This window comes from Nonomuraea jabiensis (assembly GCF_014204795.1).
Taxonomy (GTDB): Bacteria; Actinomycetota; Actinomycetes; order Streptosporangiales; family Streptosporangiaceae; genus Nonomuraea; species Nonomuraea jabiensis.
The window spans coordinates 2,548,758-2,565,726 of sequence record NZ_JACHMB010000001.1 but is presented as its reverse complement, the minus strand read 5'-3'; the positions used below and the strand labels follow the sequence as shown (position 1 = coordinate 2,565,726).

Below are 16,969 nucleotides of genomic sequence, written 5' to 3'. Positions count from 1 at the left end.
GGCGAGCGTGGGGTTCCGGTCAGAGCCCGCGCAGGCCGCGGATCAGCGCGTCGAGCGCGGCGGGGTAGGAGTGGGCCGGCGGCGTGGCGTACCCGACGACCAGCGAGGGCGGGTGCCCGTCGCGGTCGCCGCGGATGTACTCGCCCAGCGGATGCACCTCGACCGAGGCCGCCCGCGCCGCCTCCACGACGGCCTGCTCCGACGGGGCGGAGGGCAGTTCGAGCAGGGCGTGCAGGCCGGCGTCGATGCCGCGTACCCGGACGTCCGGCAGGCCGGATCGCACGGCGGCGACCAGCGTGTCCCGGCGCCGCTGGTAGCCGCGGCGCATCGTGCGCAGGTGGCGGTCGTAGTCACCCAGCTCGATCATGCGCGCCAGGGCCAGCTGCTCCAGGGGCCGGGTCTCGCGCGCCCGCCGCTTGGCCTCCGTGAGCGGCTCCAGCAGCAGGGGCGGGCAGGCGATCCAGCCCAGCCGGACGGCCGGGCCGATGGTCTTGCTGGTCGAGCCCGCGTACACGATCCTGGACGGGCGGCGGGACTGGAGCGCCGCGATCGGATGCCGGTCATAGCGGAACTCGCCGTCGTAGTCGTCCTCGACGATCCACCCGAGGCTGTCGTCCGCCCATTCCAGCAGCTCGGAGCGGCGCTCCGGCGCCATGCTCACGCCCAGCGGGAACTGGTGGGCCGGCGTGCAGACGGCCACCTCGGCGCCCGAGTCGCGCAGCGCGTCCACGCGCAGGCCCGCCGCGTCCACGGGGACGGCGGCGACGCGCAGCCGGCCGGCCAGCAGGCGGACGTGGTCGCCGATGGCCGGGTCCTCCATGCCCGCCGTACGCACGCCCAGCTCGGTGAAGACCTCCGCCAGCAGGCCGAGCGCCTGCGTGTAGCCGGAGCAGACGATCAGGTTCGCGGGGTCGACCCGGACGCCGCGGGTCCGGCCGAGATACGACGCCAGCGCCGTGCGCAGCTCGATGCGCCCCCGCGGGTCGCCGAACCCGAACACCTCGGTCGGCGCCTCCCGCAGGACGTGCCGCATCGCCCGGGCCCACGCCTCGCGGGGGAACGCGTACGCGTCCGGCCGCCCGGGCCGCAGGTCGTAGCGCCCCGATGTGGCGACCTCCGCCGAGCCTGCCGACCTCCCGGAACGAGCCGGGGCCTCCGCGGTGCCCGCCGCCACGCGGGTGCCCGAGCCCTGCCGCGCCGTCAGCCAGCCCTCGGCCACGAGCTGCTCGTACGCCTGCGTCACCGTCCCCCGCGACAGCCCCAGCTGGGAGGCGAGATCGCGGCTCGACGGCAGGCGAGTCCCGGCCACGAGCCGCCCGCCGCGGATCGCGGACCGCAGCGCCTCCTCCAGCGCCCTGCCACGAGAACCCCAGCCGGGCAGCTCCAGCAGGAGCTCGGGCCCGAGCGCGTCGGTCATGCGAATGGTCCAATTTTCCGGCCGATGACTGGACCATAATACTGGGACAGTTGTCTCCTAGCCTGGCCGTGCGAGCGTCGATCCGCCCGACCGCCCCCGCCGTCCAACGCAAGGAAACCTCCGCATGCACGTCTTCGTCGCCGGTGCCGCAGGCGCCATCGGCCGCTACCTCGTCCCCCTGCTGGTCGAAGCAGGTCACCGCGTCACGGGCACCTCCCGTACCGACTCCGGCCTCGACCGGCTGCGCGCCCAGGGCGCCGGCGCCGTACGGCTGGACGTCTTCGACGCCGAGGCGGTCGCCCGCGCGGTGGCCGAGGCCGCGCCCGACGCGATCGTCCACCAGCTGACCGCGCTGAACGGCGGCACCCCGGCCGACAACGGCCGCATCCGCAGGGTCGGCACCCGCAACCTGGTCGACGCCGCCAAGCGGGCCGGCGTGCGGCGCATCGTCGCCCAGTCCATCGCCTGGGCGTACGAGGCGGGCGACGCCCCGGCCACGGAGGACACGCCGCTGGACGTGACCGCGCCCGCGCCCCGCTCGGGCGTGGTCGGCGGCGTCCGGGCGCTCGAAGAGGCCGTCGCGGAGCTGGACGAGCACGTCGTGCTGCGCTACGGCCTCTTCTACGGACCCGGCACGTGGTACCGGCCCGGCGGCCTCGTGGCGGACGTGCTGCGCAACGGCGGCCCCACCGGCGACCCGGCCTCGATCTTCCTCAGCGGCCTGGCCGCCGACGCCGCGGTCAGCTCGTTCGTGCACGTCGAGGACGCCGCCGAGGCCACCGTCGCCGCGCTGCGCTGGCCGAGCGGGACCGTCAACATCGTGGACGACGAGCCCGCCCCCGCCCGCGAGTGGCTGCCCGCGCTGGCCGCCGCCGTCGGCGCCCCCGCCCCCGCGCCCACCAGTGGGCGGGCCGGTTGGCAGCGCGGCGCGGACAACGGCCTCGCCCGCTCGCTCGGCTGGCGGCCGCGGCACGCCACCTGGCGCACGGGGTTCGGGAGTTAGGGACTGACCTCGCGTTGTCCGGATGTGGCCGGACTCGCCTCCGGGCTCGCGCGCACCATGGTGCGGGTACGCGACATCGGGAGGTCCACCTTGCAACCGCCGCTCTTCCTGGAGACGGACCCGGCCGTGGAGGAGCCGGGGTTCGATCCCACGTTCGCCGCCGCGCGCCGCGTCCGGCTCGACGCCACCTCCTGGGTCGAGCACGTCCCCGGCTGGCTGCGCGGCAGCCGGCAACTGCTCGACTCGCTGCTGGCGAAGGCCGGCTGGGAGCAGCGCGACCGGTGGATGTTCGACAAGAAGTACGCCGAGCCCCGGCTCACCGCCGAGTACACCGACCTGGCCGAGGTGCCCGAACCCCTGCTCCTCGCGATCACCGCCGCGCTGTCGGAGCATTACGGCGTCCCGTACGACGGGCTCTGGGTGAACCTCTACCGCGACCACCGCGACAGCACCGGGTGGCACGGCGACTGGCAGACGTGCAGGCGCGAGGAGTGCGTGGTCCCGGTGCTCAGCCTCGGGGCGACCCGGCGGTTCCTGCTCAAGCCGAGGACCGGCGGGCGCAGCGTCGCGCTGACGCCGGCCGGTGGGGATCTGGTGGTGATGGGCGGGCGCTGCCAGCGCGACTGGCGGCACTGCGTGCCCAAGCAGGCGGCGCCGGCCGAGGTCCGGATCAGCGTCAACTTCTCCAGCCGCCTCCAGGCCACTCGCGCGTGACGTACATCTAGGACATGACCACGTACTCGGCCGTCGTCACCACCGGCATCTACTGCCGGCCTGGTTGCGGAGCCAAGCCGCTGCTCCGCAACACGCGCACGTACGAGCACCCGGCCGCCGCCGAGGCCGCGGGGTTCCGGGCGTGCCTGCGCTGCCGGCCGTACCGGGTGCCGGCCTCGATCGAGGCCGGCGCGCCCGAGCTGGTGTGCCGGGCGTGGCAGCTGATCATCGACGGCGTGCTGGACGGCGGCACCGAGGCGGCGCTGGCGGCGCGCATCGGCATGTCGCCGCGGCACCTGCGCCGGCTGTTCCTCAAGCACCTGGGGGCGACGCCCGACCAGCTCGCGCGTTCGCGGCGGGCGCACTTCGCCCGGCGGCTCCTGGACGACTCCGACCTGACGGTGCTCGACGTGGCCTTCGCCTCGGGGTTCGGGAGCCTGCGGCAGTTCAACCGGACCATGCGGGAGGTGTTCCGCGCCGCGCCGTCCGACCTGCGCGAGCGGCGGCAGCGCGCCGACCGGCTGGTGGCCGACGGCGGGCTGGTGCTGCGGCTGCCGTTCGTGCCCGGCTACGACTGGGCCGCCGTGCGGGGCTTCCTCGCCGTACGGGCCGTGCCCGGGGTCGAGGAGGTGGACGGCGACACCTACCGGCGCACGGTCACCGTGGACGGCGCGCCCGGGGTGCTGGAGGTGTCGCCGGGCGGCGCGGGACACCTGCTGCTGCGCGCCCACCTGCCGTACTGGGAGGGGCTGATCCACGTGGTGGGGCAGGTCGCGCGGCTGCTCGGCGTGGAGGCCGACCACGGGGCCGGGGTGGCGGCGCTGTCGGCCGATCCGGTGCTCGGACCGCTGGTACGGGCCCGCCCCGGGCTCGCCGTGCCCGGGGCGTGGAGCGCCCTGGAGGTCGGGGTACGGGCCGTGCTGGGGCGCGGCAGGACGCCGGGGGAGACGGCGGACCGGCTCGGGGAGTTCGTGACCACGCTGGGGACGAGGGTGCCCGGACTGCCGGGCGGCCTCACGCACACCTTCCCGGAGGCGGCCGCGATGGCCGGGGAGGCGTCCGTGATCGGGGCGCTCGCGGCCGACGTGGCCGGCGAGCACGAGGCGCTCGGGCACGGCACGGGCCCGGACACGATGGCGGCCCTGCCGTACGCGGATCGCGACCTGCGTCACGACCTGGCCTTCCGGCTCGGGCACCCCGACGCGTTCCCCCTCGCCGACCACTCTCTCCGCGCCGCGCTGGACGAGCTCGGCCTCGACCCCGCCGCCTCCGTGGAACGGTGGCGGCCCTGGCGCTCGCTGGCGGCGGCCCACCTGATGGCCCACGGCGACGCCCGGAGAGATGTACCGGTTGCTGCTGAAGCGATTGGTTAAGGAGTGCTTGTCTGTTCTTGAGATACCCGTGGTGCTACGGTGTGTGCCGTTCCCGATCGCATGCGTGAAAAGGGCACACCACCCCCCGCTCTGAGGACTTCCAGAACATGCAAGCAGACGTACCTCAACGGACGACACAGCGAAGGCTCTCCCCGAAAGAGCTGGCGGTCACTGCCTGCCTGGGCACGTTGATCGTCACCGCCGGCCTGTGGCTGTGGGCGCTGCTGGCCGCCCCGGCCGGCGCCATGGGGCTGATGGCGGCCGTGGGCGGAGGGTCGGCCCTGCTGCTGGCCGGCGCCGCCGGCGCGGCCGTCCACTACGCCGCCACCGCCCGCCAGCTGCGCGAGCAGGCCAGGTGGGCGGAGGCGCGCTACCTGTGGCTGCGCCGCGAGAACGCGCGGGTGGCCGAGGAGGCGCTGCCGGCGCTCGGACGCCAGGTACGCGACGGCGTGCCGCTCGCCGACGCGCTCGCCGCCGTGTCGCGGATCGTGGAGACGTCGGTGCAGCCGCTCGTCCAGGCGATCGGCAACGAGCTGGACCTGCTCCAGCGCGACCGCGCCGCCGCCCAGAAGGCGCGCGCGGTGGCGGAGAGCAACGCCCGCGCGGCCCGCCAGGCGGTCGAGGACGAGATCTCGCGTCTGTCCGCCGAGACGCTGCCGGAGCTCGTACGGCGGATCCGGACGGACCGGATGTCGGTCCGCGCGGCGCTGGCCGACGTGGGCCAGCCCGCGTACGGCCCGCTGCGTGACCTGCTCGGCGAGACGGCGGAGCAGCTCGGCGAGAGCGAGCGCGGAGGCGCCGCGGTCATGGCCGCCTGCGCCGGCGCCGCGGCCCGGGTGCAGGCCCAGGCGACCAGCCTGCTCGCCCAGCTGCGCGGCCTGGAGGAGCAGTACGGCGAGCACGAGGAGATCCTCAGCGACCTGCTCGACCTCGACCACCGGGTCTCCCAGCTGAGCCGCCTGGCCGACAACATCGCCCTGCTGAGCGGCGGCCGGTCCGGGCGGCGGTGGACGCGGCCGATCGTCATGGAGAGCATCCTGCGCGGCGCCATGGGCCGCATCGGCGCCTACCGCCGCATCCGGCTCCACTCCACCAGCACCGTCGCCGTGGCCGGGTACGCCGCGGAAGGCGTGATGCACGCGCTGGCCGAGCTGATGGACAACGCCGCCACCTTCTCGGCGCACGGCACGGAGGTGCACGTGTACGCGGACGAGGAGGACGCCGGCGTGGTGATCACGATCGACGACAGCGGCCTCGGCATGCGGCCGCGCGAGCGGCAGCACGCGACCAAGCTCGTGTCCGAGCCGCTCGACCTGCGCACGCTCTCCGGCACCAGGCTGGGCCTGGCGGTGGTGGGGCGCCTGGTCGACAAGTACGGCCTCACGGTGAGCTTCCGGCCGTCGGCCCGCGGCGGCACCGGGGTCGTGGTGCTGATCCCGCGCGTACTGATCACGCAGCCCAGGACGGCGGCCGCGGCGCCGCCGGCCGTGCCCGCGCAGGCCGCGCCGCCCCTGGAGCCCGCGCCCGCGCAGGAGCATCCGACCGGCGAGGAGCTGCTGCCCAGGCGGCAGCGCGGGCAGACGCTGGCCGAGGCGATGAAGGCGCGGCAGGCGCCGGCGGCCCGGCCGGTGGCGCGCGAGGGGCGCGACTCGGCGGCCAGGTTCGCCGCGTTCCGCCAGGCGGGCGGCCGCAACCGGCCGTCCCCGCCGGCCGCCTCCCCGGGCACTTCGCCGGTCACTTCTCCGGGCGCTTCCCCGGCCACTTCGCCGGCCGCGGACGATGCGTGAGCACGCGCCGTCGGTCACCGGAACTTATCGGATCACAGTAAGGAGGCAGGGGCAGCCCCTCCGGCGCCCGCGCCGGACGCCCGCCCCGTCGTTTCGATGAGCACTATCGACGCTGCAGGCGCCACCGATCGCGAGCTCGACTGGCTGCTTGAGAACCTCAAGGAGAAGACCCCCGGAGTCAGGTACGTCCTCGTCCTGACCAGGGACGGACTCAAGATGTGCGTCACCGCCGGCCTGGAGCGGGACCGCGCCGACCAGCTCGCGGCCCTGGCCGCGGGCATCCAGAGCCTGTCGCTGAGCGCCTCCGCCGAGTTCGGCGACGGCATCGGCGCGGGGCAGGCGATGGTGGAGTTCGCCGGCGGGCTGCTGCTCATCGTGCCGGCCGGCGAGGGCGCCCACCTCGCCGTGGTGGCCGACGAGGACGGCGACGTGGGCCTGATCGCGCACAACATGAACGAGATGGTCGAGCAGATCGGCGTCTTCCTCTCCGCCGCGCCGCGGAGAGCGCAGCCAAGCGGCGATCGCCCATGACGCCGCGCCCGATCGACCGGGAGAACCCGGACCGGCTCTACACGGTCACCGGCGGCCGCACCCGCGCCGACGAGAACGCGTTCGACTCGGTCTCCCTGATCGTCAGCGAGTGCGAGCCGGCCCCCGGCATGCAGTCGGAGCACGTCAGGATCCTCCAGCTGACCCGGCAGCCGACGGCGGTGGTGGAGATCTCCGCCGAGCTGCGGCTGCCGGTGAGCGTGGTGAAGATCCTGCTGCGCGACCTGCTGGACACCGGCCGCATCACCGTCCGCCATCCGTCGGCCGCTCTCCAGTCCGGGCGGCCGGATCCCGAAACTCTGAGGCAGGTGCTCAGTGCCCTCCACGACCTCTGACGACGTACGTACACCGCTGCGCGAGACCGCCCTGGACGCACTGAAGATCGTGGTCGTCGGCGGCTTCGGCGTGGGCAAGACGACCATGGTCGGCTCGGTGAGCGAGATCCGCCCGCTGAGCACCGAGGAGGTCATGACCCAGGCCAGCGTGGGCATCGACGACGCCAGCCGGGTGCGGGAGAAGACCACCACCACGGTGGCCTTCGACTTCGGCCGGATCACGGTGACGCCGGACAAGGTCCTGTACCTGTTCGGGGCGCCGGGACAGGAGCGCTTCTGGTTCGTGTGGGATCAGCTCTTCGCGGGCAGCCTGGGCGCGGTCGTCCTGGTGGACACCAGGCGCGTGGAGGACTCGTGGTACTCCATCGACCGGCTGGAGCACCACCGGATGCCGTTCGTCGTAGCCGTCAACCGCTTCGCCGACGGGCCCTCGCTGGACGCCGTGCGCGACGCGCTCGCGCTCTCGCCCGACGTGCCGCTCATCGAGTGCGACGCGCGCAAGCGGTCCTCGTCCAAGCACGTGCTCATCACGCTCGTGGAGCACATCACCCGGATGAACGCCCGTTCGGCCTCGGGGAGCACGTCGTGACCAACCCACTCCTGGAGGGCTACACCGGCCACGCCGACGCCGTGCGGATGTACGGGCCGGAGATCTTCGCCGACCCGGCCGCGGTGTACGAGGAGATGCGCCGCAAGCACGGCCCGATCGTGCCGATCCTGCTCGACGACGACGTGCCGGCCTGGCTCGTGGCCGGCTACCGCGAGCTGCACCACGTGACCAGCCAGCCGCAGCTCTTCGGCCGCGACCCCAGGCGCTGGAACCTCAAGGACCGCATCCACGAGGACTGGCCGTCGCGGGCGTACCTGGAGTGGACGCCGTCCCTGATGTTCACCGAGGGCGCCGAGCGCAAGCGGCGCGGCGGCGCCATCGGCGACGCGCTGGACACCATCGACCGCACCGAGCTGACCGCGATCTGCGAGCAGGTCGCCGATCGCCTGATCGACGAGTTCGCCGGGAACGGCCGGGCCGACCTGATCGCCCAGTACGCCTACCGGATCCCCGCCCAGGTCATCGCCCGGCTCTACGGCCTGGCGGAGTCCGAGCTGCCGGAGCTGGTCGAGGACCTGGGCTTCATGCTGGACGGGGGCGAGGAGTCCTTCGCCGCGTTCCTGCGCGTCCAGGACCGCATGGGCAGGCTGCTGGCCGGCAAGCACCACCGGCCGGGGCACGACCTCACCTCCTACCTGCTGGCGCACCCGGCCGGGGTGGCCGATGTGGAGATCATCCAGGACCTGCTGGTGCTGGTGGCGGCCTCCCACACCGGCACCGCCAACTGGATCGGCAACACGCTGCGGCTCATGCTGATCGACGACGACTTCTCGATGACGCTCCAGGGCGGCCGCAGCAGTGTCGGCGAGGCGCTGATCAGGGTGCTGTGGATGGACCCGCCCGTGCAGAACATGCCCTCGCGCTTCGCCGTACGGGACTGCGACCTGGGCGGGAAGCGCGTGCGCAGGGGCGACCTGCTGCTGCTCGGGTTCGCGGCGGCCAACGCCGATCCGCAGGTACGGCCGGCCGCGCACGCCCACTCGGGCGCCAACCGGGCGCACATGTCGTTCAGCCACGGCGAGTACGGCTGCCCGTTCCCCGCGCCTGAGCTCGGGGAGATCATCGTCAAGACGGCCATCGAGGTGCTGCTGGACCGGCTGCCCGACGTCCATCTCCTCGGGGCGCCGGAGGAGCTGCGCTGGCGGGCGTCGGTGTGGATGCGCGGCCTGGAGGCCCTGCCCGTCGGGTTCAGCCCGACCGGCCCCGTCGGTCAGGGGCCGGTCGAGGACTGGCGGATCTGATCAGCGGACGGTCTTGCCCGTGGCGCTGAGGTCGCGGCGGAAGGACTCCGGCGCCTTCCACACCGCGAACATGGTGATCAGGGCACCGAGCATGACGTACCCGGCGACCAGCGGCCAGCGGGTGCCGTCCGCGCCGGCCAGGGCGGTGGCGATGAACGGCGTCAGGCCGCCGGCGAAGATGGAGGCGATCTCGCGGCCGGCCGCGGCGCCGGTGTAGCGGCGCTCGGCGGGGAACAGCTCGGCGAAGAACGCGGGCTGGATGGCGTTGATGGCGTTGTGCCCGAGGTTCAGCACCAGCACGTAACCGAGCACGATCAGCACCATCGACCCGCTGTGCAGCATCGCGAAGAACGGGAAGGCCATCACGAACACCACGACCGCGCCGAAGAAGTAGACCGGACGCCGCCCGATCCTGTCGGAGATCGCGGAGAAGACGCCGTGGCTGATGAAGGAGAGCACGGCGGCGATGAGGATCGCGTTGTTCAGCTGGGTCTTCTCCAGGCCGAGCGCGCTGCTGCCGTAGGACAGCGCGAACACCGTGAGCAGGAAGTACGGCAGCGCCTCGGCGAAGCGCAGGCCGATGATCAGCAGCAGGTTGCGCCAGTCGTCCACGAAGATCGTACGGATCGGGCCGTGCTTGGGACGCTCGGCCTCCACCGCGCCCGGCTCGCTCTCCTTGCCGCCGGCCACGGCCTCGGTGAAGACGGGGGTCTCGTGCAGGCTGCGCCGCATCCAGAACGTCACGACGAGGACGACGGCCGACAGCAGGAACGGGATCCGCCATCCCCAGCTCAGCAACTGATCGTCGGGGAGCGTGTAGATGTAGGCGAAGACGCCGGTGATGAGGATCTGCGCGGAGAAGCCGCCGGTGTTGGGCCAGGCGCTGAAGAAGCCCCGGCGGTTCGGCGGCGCCGACTCCAATACGATGATCATGGAGCCGCCCCACTCACCGCCGACCGCGAACCCCTGCATCAGCCGCAGCACCACCAGCAGGACCGGGGCCCAGATGCCGATCGTCCCGTAGCTCGGCAGCAGGCCGATGAGGATGGTGCTGAGGCCCATCACGACGAGCGTGACCATCAGGGTGGACTTGCGGCCGTGCCGGTCGCCCCTGCTGCCGAAGAAGAGGCCGCCCAGGGGTCTGGCGAGGAAGCCGACGGCGAACGTGCCGAAGGCGGACAGCGTGGCCACGAAGCCGCTGGCGTCGGGGAAGAAGACTTTGGGGAAGACGACCGCGGCCGCTGTCCCGTAGACGAGGAAGTCGTAGTACTCCAGCGTGTTGCCGAGGAAGCTGGAGGCCGTGACCTTCCAGGTGTAGCGAAGGTCGGGCTTCGGAAGGGTCGCGACCATGGCGCCTCCCTTTCTGCTGGCGGCTTCGATGTTTCCGCGGTGGTTCAGTTGTCGCACACTATTACTTGGAAGACGGTTAACCGTCAACGGTCATCCGTTAACGTTGACCGTATGGAGTTGTGCGGGATAGTCTCCGTTCGGCGAAGAACCTTCGGGCGGGAAGACGAGAGGAGAGCCGGTGACGATCACCAATCCGCTGCGTAATCCACCGCTCGGGGATCAGCTGCTCACCCAGCTCCGCTCGCTCATCGTGCGTGGCGAGCTGATCGTGGGCACACACCTGGTCGAAGGCCGGATCGCGGAGCAGTTCGGGGTGAGCCGCGGGCCGGTCCGCGACGCGCTTCGCCAGCTGGAGATCGAAGGGCTGGTCGAGACCCGCAAGCGAGGGGTGTTCGTCCGCGGGTTGTCCGACAAAGATCTCCAGGAGCTTTACTCGCTGCGCGGCGCTCTGGAGAGCCTGGCCATCAAGGAGGCCATCGCCCGCCTCGACGCCGCCGACTGGGCCCCGATCGACGAGGCCGTCGAGCAGATGCGGGCCGCCGCGGACGACCGCGACGCCGCCAAGTTCGCCGCGGCGGACCTCGACTTCCACAGCGGCTTCTACCTGATCGGCGACAACCGCTGGCTCACCGCCACGTGGGCGCTGCACCGGCCGCTGTTCGCGGCGGTGCTGGAGATCACCAACACCGCCCGTGACCTGGTCCCCGTCGCGCAGGACCACGCCGATCTGCGCGACATCGTCCGCTCGGGCGACGTCGACGCCGCGCTCGTCGCGCTCGTCTCGCACCTCGACGGCTCCTGCGACCGCATCCGCGCCACGCTGATCGAGCGGGAGCGCGCCCAGGCCGCCCTCTAGCCTCCTCGTCCCACCGCCCGCACCGGACCGCCCGGGGTCCGGGGCCGTCCTTCGCCTGCCCCCCTCCACCAGCCGAGGCCCGCCGCGCCTCAACAACGGAAAACCACTGACGAACCGAGGCCTTGCCATGCCAGAAAACACCCGGCGCCGCGCCGAGATCCTGTCCGCCGTCCCGACCTTCTTCGACGAGGCGGGCGAGCTCGACCACGCCACCACCAAGGCGCACTTCACGGATCTCGCCAATCGCGTCGACGGTGTCTTCGTGTGCGGCACCACCGGCGAGTTCCCGGCGCTGGAGCGGGCCGAGCGCCGGGCGGTGACCGAGGCCGCGCTGGCCGCGTTCGGCCCCGACCGGGTCGTGGTGCACGTCGGCGCCGCGGCCACCCGGGAGGCGGTGGCGCTGACCCGCGACGCCGTCGCGATGGGGGCGCGCAGGCTGGCCACGCTGACCCCGTACTACCTGCCGGCCGACAACGGCGCCGTGCTCCGGCACTTCGCCGCGGTGACGCGGGCGGCCGGTCCGGCCGCCGTCTACGGCTACCTGTTCAGCGAGCGCTCCGGCGTGGCCGTCGAGCCCGCGGACTTCGCCGCCATGGCCGCCGAGACCGGGCTGGCCGGGGCCAAGCTGAGCGGCCTGGCCGCCGACCGGTTCGCCGAGTACCGCACGGCGCTGCCCGCGTCGGCCGGGCTGTGGTCGGGCTCGGACACCAGGCTCGCCGAGGTCGTGCGCGGCGGCGGCAACGGGGTCGTCTCCGGTCTCTCGTCGGCGTTCCCGGACCCGTTCGCGCGGCTCGCCGACGCCGTGGCCGCCGGGGACGCCGGCGCGGAACGTTCCAGCCAGGCCCAGGTGGACGAGGTGCTGGCCGCGCTCGGCGGCACCGTGGAGGGCATCAAGCTGGCGCTGCGCCTCCTGGGCCGCGGTACGGGCGCCCTCCGCATGCCGGCTCCCGAGATCGGCCAGGAGCAGCGGCAGCGCATCGCGCGGCTGGCCGAGACCGTCCGGGCACGATGATCACGCGCGGGTGACCAGATGAGCCAGACAGAGCGGATCCACCGGGAGTTCGTGACCGTCGACGACCCCCGCTGGACGCAGTGCCACGCCTCCACGCTCGCGGTGGCGGACGGCGTCCCCGTCGTCGCGTGGTTCGCGGGCACCAGGGAGGGCACGCCCGACAACCGCATCCGCATCGCCCGGAGCGGCGCGGTGCGCACCCTGGAGACGGGCCGGGACGTCGCCCACTGGAACCCGGTGCTGGCGAGCGGCCCCGACGGCGCCCTGTGGCTGTTCTGCAAGGCCGGCGCGCGCATCTCCGAGTGGGTCACGCTCGTCACCCGCTCGCCCGACGGCGGCCTCACGTGGGAGCCGGTACGCGAGCTCGTCCCGGGAGACCGGTCCGGCGGCCGCGGCCCCGTCAAGAACCCGCCGCTGCTCGCCCCCGGCGGCGGCCCCTGGCTGGCGCCCGGCTCGACGGAGCGGTGGGGCGAGCCGCCCCGGTGGGACCCGTTCGTGGACGTCTCCGACGACGGCGGGCTGAGCTGGACACGCGCCCCGATCCCCGTGGACCACGACGCGCTCACCGGCGCCGGGCACATCCAGCCCGCGCTGTGGTGGGGGGCGAGCGGCCCGGTCGCGTTGATGCGCAGCACCGAGGGGCGGGCGTACCGTTCGACCTCCCTCGACGGCGGGCGCACCTGGACGCCCGCCGAGCCCACGGGCCTGCCGAACAACAACAGCGGCCTCACGGCGGTCGCGCTGCCGTCCGGGCGGGTGGCCTGCGTGCACAACCCGGCCGCCGAGTCGTGGGGCAGCCGCTGCCCGCTCGTCGTCTCGCTGTCGGACGACGACGGGCTGACCTGGCACGGCGGGCCGACCCTGGACGACGGCGTGCTCTCCATAGACCCGGCCGTGCCCCGGCTGCCGCCCTCCGGCGCCGCCGCCCCCGGCTTCGCGCCCGGTGACGACGGCGTCGTGACCAGCGGCGTCGCCGAATACAGCTATCCCTCCGCCGTCCTCACCCCCGACGACCTCCTCGTCACCTACACCTGGCAGCGCAGGGGGATCGTCCTCGCCCGGCTGCCCCTCGCCGATCTGGAGAAGAAGACGCCATGACCAGCCCGTACCGCATGCCCGTTCCCCGCGCCGAGCAGCCCGTCGCGCCGCGCACCGCGTACCTGATCGCCAGCGGAGACCTGCGCCTGTCGGCCAACGTCGCCGGCTGGCCCGCCCAGGAGAGCCTGGAGAAGGCGGTCACGGCGGCGTTCGACGGCCTCGGCTGGACGGTGGTCCGCGCGCACGAGGTGGACCCCGCCAAGGGGCACGGCTTCATCGACAGCCAGCGGATGGGCCTGGAGGTCTTCAAGTCCGTCCCCGCCGACGCGCCGCTGATCGTCGCCGAGGCAGTGTGGCAGTACAGCCACCACGTGCTGGCCGGGCTGCGCACCCACCGGGGCCCGATCCTCACCGTCGCCAACTTCGACGGCACCTGGCCGGGCCTGGTCGGCCTGCTCGGGCTCAACGCCGGCCTGACCAAGATGGGCCGCGCGTACTCGACGATCTGGTCCGTCGACTTCACCGACCGCTACTTCCTGGACGGCCTCGCGAGCTGGGTGCGGACCGGCCACATCGCGCACGACTCCTCGCACGTCCGCCCGCTGCCCCCGCTGCCGCCGGGACCGGAGACCGAGCTCGGCCTCGCGCTGGCCGAGGAGCTGCTGCGCGACAAGGCCATCATCGGCGTGTTCGACGAGGGCTGCATGGGCATGTACAACGCGATCATCGACGACGAGCTGCTCAACCCCCTCGGGATCTACAAGGAGCGGCTGTCGCAGAGCGCCCTGTACGCCGAGATGCTCAAGGTGCCCGACGCCGAGGCGGCGGCCGTGCGCGAGTGGCTCGACGCCGCCGGGATGCGCTTCGCCACCGGCGCCGACGAGGCCACGGAGCTCACCGACCGGCAGCTGCACGAGCAGTTCAAGATGTACGTCGCCGCGCTGCGGATCGCCGACGACTTCGGCCTCGACGCCGTCGGGATCCAGTACCAGCAGGGCCTGAAGGACCTGACCCCGGCCTCCGACCTGGCGGAGGGCCTGCTCAACAACGCCGTACGCCCGCCGGTGACCAGCCGCGACGGCGCCCGCGTGCTCTACGACGGCGCCCCGCTGCCGCACTTCAACGAGGCGGACGAGGGCGTGGCCGTGGACGCGCTGGTGACCAACAGGGTGTGGACCGCCATGGGCCTCGACCCGGCGACCACGCTGCACGACGTGCGCTGGGGCGAGCAGTACGGCGACGACTTCGTCTGGGTCTACGAGATCTCTGGCTCCGTGCCGCCGTCCCACCTGACCGGCGGGTACGCGGGCGCGGTGAGCTGGCGGCAGAACCCGATGTACTTCCCCGCCGGCGGCGGCACCATCAAGGGCGTGAGCAAGCCGGGCGAGATCGTCTGGTCCCGGCTCTACATCGCCGGCGCCCGGCTCCAGCTCGACCTCGGCCGCGCCTCCGTCGTGGAGCTGCCGGAGGAGGAGACCGAGCGGCGGTGGGCGGCCACCAACCCCGAGTGGCCGATCGCGCACGTCGTCCACCACGGCGTCGACCGCGACCAGTTCATGGCCCGCCACAAGGCCAACCACGTCCAGGTCGCCTACGCTCCCGACGCCGCCACGGCCGACAAGGCGCTGGTGGCGAAGGCGGCGTTCTTCCAGCGGCTCGGCGTGGAGGTGCACGTCTGCGGGGACGTCGCCATCTAGACATATCCGGTCATCAGGGCGGGCCCGCTCGCATCCGGACGAGCGGGCCGCCGCACCACGCCTCCGGCGCCACAAGGAAATATCCGCTCTGTCGCGACTCCCGTGGCAATATTGACGGCGGGACCGGACTGTGGCGAGTTGCCGATTGAGGATATGGATGTCGACTGCTCACGGTATGGGTGACCTGGCGGAAGCGCTCGGTGGTGATGCCGTCCACTCCGGGCCGACCGCGCTGCGTATTCTCGTGGGTGCGCAACTGCGACGGTTGCGCGAGTCCGCCGGGATCTCCCGGGAGGACGCCGGCTACGCCATCCGCAGCTCACACTCCAAGATCAGCCGCATGGAGGGCGGGCGCACGAGCTTCAAGCCGCGTGACGTCTCCGACCTGCTCATCATGTACGGCGTCGCCGACGAGGCCGAGCGCGAGGCCCTGCTCGCCCTGGCCAAGCAGGCCAACGAGCCCAGCTGGTGGCACGACTACCGCGACGTGATCCCCGACTGGTTCGAGGCGTACCTGGGGCTGGAGCAGGACGCCTCGCTGATCCGCGCCCACGAGATGCAGTTCGTGCCCGGCCTGCTGCAGACCGAGGACTACGCCCGCGCGATCTTCACCATGGGCAACAAGGGCGAGTCCGAGGAGCGGATCGAGCGCCGGGTCGAGGTGCGGATGCGCCGCCGGCTCATTCTCGAGCCGCCCACGCCGCGCAAGCTCTGGGTGGTGCTGGACGAGGCGGTGCTGCGGCACCAGGTCGGCAGCCCCGAGATCATGCGCGGCCAGCTCGAACACCTCGACCGGATGGCCGCGCGGCCCCACATCACCGTGCAGGTGGTCCCGTTCGGCTGCGGCTGGGCCATGGGCGGCGTCGGCCCCGTCACCATCCTGCGCTTCCCGCAGTCCGAGCTGCACGACGTCGTCTACCTCGAACAGCTGACCAACGCCCAATACCTCACCAAGGAGGCGGACGTGCTGCCGTACCAGAGGCTGATGGACGAGCTCGGCGTGCACGCCCTGCCCGCGACCGCCACCCCGGCGCTGCTGCGCAGGATCATCGGCGAGCTCTGACCGTCACGGCTTGCGCGCGACCCCGCAGAACGCGTCGACCTCCGGCGGCAGCCCGAACACGTCGGACTCCACCTGCCAGCGGGAGACGGACACGAGGCCCGGCTCCACCAGCTCCAGCCCGTCGAAGAAGCGCGCGATCTCCTCGGGGGTCCGCAGCCGGTAGTCGTAGACCTCGCCCTTGTCACGCAGCCGCTCGGCCTCCGCGGCGGCGTCGGGCTTGACGATGTTCGTGCCGTCCTCGAACACCAGGTAGCTGCCCGGGGACAGCGCGCCGAGCAGCTCCCGGACCAGCCGGTACGCCTCGTCGTCGGCGAAGACCGTGCCCATCACGCCGAGGAGCATGAGCGCGGTCGGGCGGCTTAAGTCGAGCGTCCGGGAGGCGTACTCCAGGATGGTGCCGGGGTCGCGGACGTCGGCCTCGATGTAGTCGCAGGCGCCGCGGGGGTCGCTGGTGAGCAGGGCTTGGGCGTGCACCAGGACCAGAGGGTCGTTGTCCACGTAGACCACCCGGCTGGTGGGATCCACCCGTTGTGCCACCTCGTGGGTGTGGTCAACGGTCGGCAGGCCCGTACCGATATCCAAAAACTGCCTGATACCTACCGTTCCGGCGAGATATCGAACGGCCCGTCCCAAAAAGACCCGAGAATGGCGGGCAATGTCCTCCATACCTGGATAGATGTCCCGCAGTTTCTCGGCCAGCTGGCGGTCGGCCGGATAGTTGTCCTTTCCGCCCAGCCAGAAGTTCCAGACCCTGGCCTGATGCGGCTTGCTGGTGTCGATCCTGGAGAGGAGTGCGGGATCCAGGGGTGAATGATCTGTCACGAGAGCTTCACCTCATATGTCGCATCTGCGGTTTTTGCCTTTTCTACCAGGTCTTCATGAACCTGTGGGGCCGGGTGGCCGTACCTCTTTGCAGGACGAAGC

The 16,969-nt window shown here is 72.6% G+C and carries 16 protein-coding genes; 13 read left to right on the top strand and 3 right to left on the bottom strand.

Going from position 1 to position 16,969, the window contains the following annotated elements; all coding sequences use genetic code 11:
- Nucleotides 1-19: 19 nt before the first annotated feature.
- Complete coding sequence (pdxR, locus tag HD596_RS11140) at nucleotides 20-1,417, bottom strand: MocR-like pyridoxine biosynthesis transcription factor PdxR (protein ID WP_185069183.1); 1,398 nt, start codon at nucleotides 1,415-1,417, stop codon at nucleotides 20-22.
- 124 nt (nucleotides 1,418-1,541) lie between these two features.
- On the opposite strand from pdxR, the gene HD596_RS11135 reads away from it, so the two are divergent.
- From HD596_RS11135 to HD596_RS11100, 8 genes are all read left to right on the top strand, one after another.
- A complete protein-coding gene (locus HD596_RS11135) occupies nucleotides 1,542-2,420 on the top strand; it encodes an NAD-dependent epimerase/dehydratase family protein (protein WP_185069182.1) in 879 nt (292 codons plus the stop codon).
- A 24-nt stretch (nucleotides 2,421-2,444) separates the two neighbouring features.
- Nucleotides 2,445-3,134, top strand: coding sequence for an alpha-ketoglutarate-dependent dioxygenase AlkB (locus HD596_RS64710; RefSeq protein WP_185069181.1), 690 nt, complete (start codon nucleotides 2,445-2,447; stop codon nucleotides 3,132-3,134).
- A 14-nt stretch (nucleotides 3,135-3,148) separates the two neighbouring features.
- Nucleotides 3,149-4,507 carry an AlkA N-terminal domain-containing protein gene (locus HD596_RS11125; RefSeq protein WP_185069180.1) on the top strand — a complete coding sequence of 453 codons (1,359 nt, stop codon included), beginning with the start codon at nucleotides 3,149-3,151 and terminating at the stop codon, nucleotides 4,505-4,507.
- Between the two features lie 188 nt (nucleotides 4,508-4,695).
- Nucleotides 4,696-6,294, top strand: a complete 1,599-nt coding sequence (locus HD596_RS11120) for a sensor histidine kinase (protein WP_246554355.1) — start codon at nucleotides 4,696-4,698, stop codon at nucleotides 6,292-6,294.
- 96 nt (nucleotides 6,295-6,390) lie between these two features.
- Complete coding sequence (locus HD596_RS11115) at nucleotides 6,391-6,825, top strand: roadblock/LC7 domain-containing protein (protein ID WP_185069179.1); 435 nt, start codon at nucleotides 6,391-6,393, stop codon at nucleotides 6,823-6,825.
- Nucleotides 6,822-7,178: a DUF742 domain-containing protein gene (locus HD596_RS11110; protein WP_185069178.1), complete on the top strand. Its 357-nt coding sequence runs from the start codon at nucleotides 6,822-6,824 to the stop codon at nucleotides 7,176-7,178. Before HD596_RS11115 ends, HD596_RS11110 begins: the two co-directional genes overlap by 4 nt.
- Nucleotides 7,159-7,767 (top strand): GTP-binding protein, encoded by a 609-nt coding sequence (locus HD596_RS11105; RefSeq protein WP_185069177.1) that lies wholly within the window; start codon nucleotides 7,159-7,161, stop codon nucleotides 7,765-7,767. The genes HD596_RS11110 and HD596_RS11105 overlap by 20 nt, the downstream gene beginning before the upstream one ends.
- On the top strand, nucleotides 7,764-9,029 hold the full coding sequence (locus HD596_RS11100) for a cytochrome P450 (RefSeq protein ID WP_185069176.1): 1,266 nt from the start codon (nucleotides 7,764-7,766) through the stop codon (nucleotides 9,027-9,029). Before HD596_RS11105 ends, HD596_RS11100 begins: the two co-directional genes overlap by 4 nt.
- Here HD596_RS11100 and HD596_RS11095 read toward each other — a convergent pair whose 3' ends face one another.
- Entirely contained in the window at nucleotides 9,030-10,379 is a 1,350-nt protein-coding gene (locus HD596_RS11095; protein ID WP_185069175.1) for an MFS transporter, read from the bottom strand.
- A 178-nt stretch (nucleotides 10,380-10,557) separates the two neighbouring features.
- On the opposite strand from HD596_RS11095, the gene HD596_RS11090 reads away from it, so the two are divergent.
- The 5 genes from HD596_RS11090 (at nucleotide 10,558) to HD596_RS11070 (ending at nucleotide 16,045) form a co-directional block, all read left to right on the top strand.
- Nucleotides 10,558-11,235: a GntR family transcriptional regulator gene (locus HD596_RS11090; protein WP_185069174.1), complete on the top strand. Its 678-nt coding sequence runs from the start codon at nucleotides 10,558-10,560 to the stop codon at nucleotides 11,233-11,235.
- 127 nt (nucleotides 11,236-11,362) lie between these two features.
- Nucleotides 11,363-12,247, top strand: coding sequence for a dihydrodipicolinate synthase family protein (locus tag HD596_RS11085; protein WP_185069173.1), 885 nt, complete (start codon nucleotides 11,363-11,365; stop codon nucleotides 12,245-12,247).
- An 18-nt stretch (nucleotides 12,248-12,265) separates the two neighbouring features.
- Complete coding sequence (locus HD596_RS11080; RefSeq protein ID WP_185069172.1) at nucleotides 12,266-13,345, top strand: exo-alpha-sialidase; 1,080 nt, start codon at nucleotides 12,266-12,268, stop codon at nucleotides 13,343-13,345.
- A complete protein-coding gene (locus HD596_RS11075; protein ID WP_185069171.1) occupies nucleotides 13,342-14,982 on the top strand; it encodes a fucose isomerase in 1,641 nt (546 codons plus the stop codon). The genes HD596_RS11080 and HD596_RS11075 overlap by 4 nt, the downstream gene beginning before the upstream one ends.
- Nucleotides 14,983-15,139: 157 nt before the next feature.
- On the top strand, nucleotides 15,140-16,045 hold the full coding sequence (locus HD596_RS11070; protein ID WP_246554319.1) for a Sco1979 family transcriptional regulator: 906 nt from the start codon (nucleotides 15,140-15,142) through the stop codon (nucleotides 16,043-16,045).
- A 3-nt stretch (nucleotides 16,046-16,048) separates the two neighbouring features.
- Here the strand turns inward: HD596_RS11070 and HD596_RS11065 are convergent, their stop codons facing one another.
- The gene (locus tag HD596_RS11065; RefSeq protein ID WP_185069170.1) at nucleotides 16,049-16,867 is read right to left on the bottom strand and encodes an SAM-dependent methyltransferase; all 819 of its coding nucleotides are present in this window, start codon (nucleotides 16,865-16,867) and stop codon (nucleotides 16,049-16,051) included.
- Between the last annotated feature and the right edge of the window lie 102 nt (nucleotides 16,868-16,969).

Coding starts and splice junctions, on each gene's coding strand:
- pdxR (WP_185069183.1), bottom strand. CDS start 1,417: ATGACCGACGCGCTCGGGCCCGAGCTCCTGCTGGAGCTGCCCGGCTGG.
- HD596_RS11135 (WP_185069182.1), top strand. CDS start 1,542: ATGCACGTCTTCGTCGCCGGTGCCGCAGGCGCCATCGGCCGCTACCTC.
- HD596_RS11115 (WP_185069179.1), top strand. CDS start 6,391: ATGAGCACTATCGACGCTGCAGGCGCCACCGATCGCGAGCTCGACTGG.
- HD596_RS11125 (WP_185069180.1), top strand. CDS start 3,149: ATGACCACGTACTCGGCCGTCGTCACCACCGGCATCTACTGCCGGCCT.
- HD596_RS11080 (WP_185069172.1), top strand. CDS start 12,266: ATGAGCCAGACAGAGCGGATCCACCGGGAGTTCGTGACCGTCGACGAC.
- HD596_RS11095 (WP_185069175.1), bottom strand. CDS start 10,379: ATGGTCGCGACCCTTCCGAAGCCCGACCTTCGCTACACCTGGAAGGTC.
- HD596_RS11075 (WP_185069171.1), top strand. CDS start 13,342: ATGACCAGCCCGTACCGCATGCCCGTTCCCCGCGCCGAGCAGCCCGTC.
- HD596_RS11070 (WP_246554319.1), top strand. CDS start 15,140: ATGTCGACTGCTCACGGTATGGGTGACCTGGCGGAAGCGCTCGGTGGT.
- HD596_RS11110 (WP_185069178.1), top strand. CDS start 6,822: ATGACGCCGCGCCCGATCGACCGGGAGAACCCGGACCGGCTCTACACG.
- HD596_RS11085 (WP_185069173.1), top strand. CDS start 11,363: ATGCCAGAAAACACCCGGCGCCGCGCCGAGATCCTGTCCGCCGTCCCG.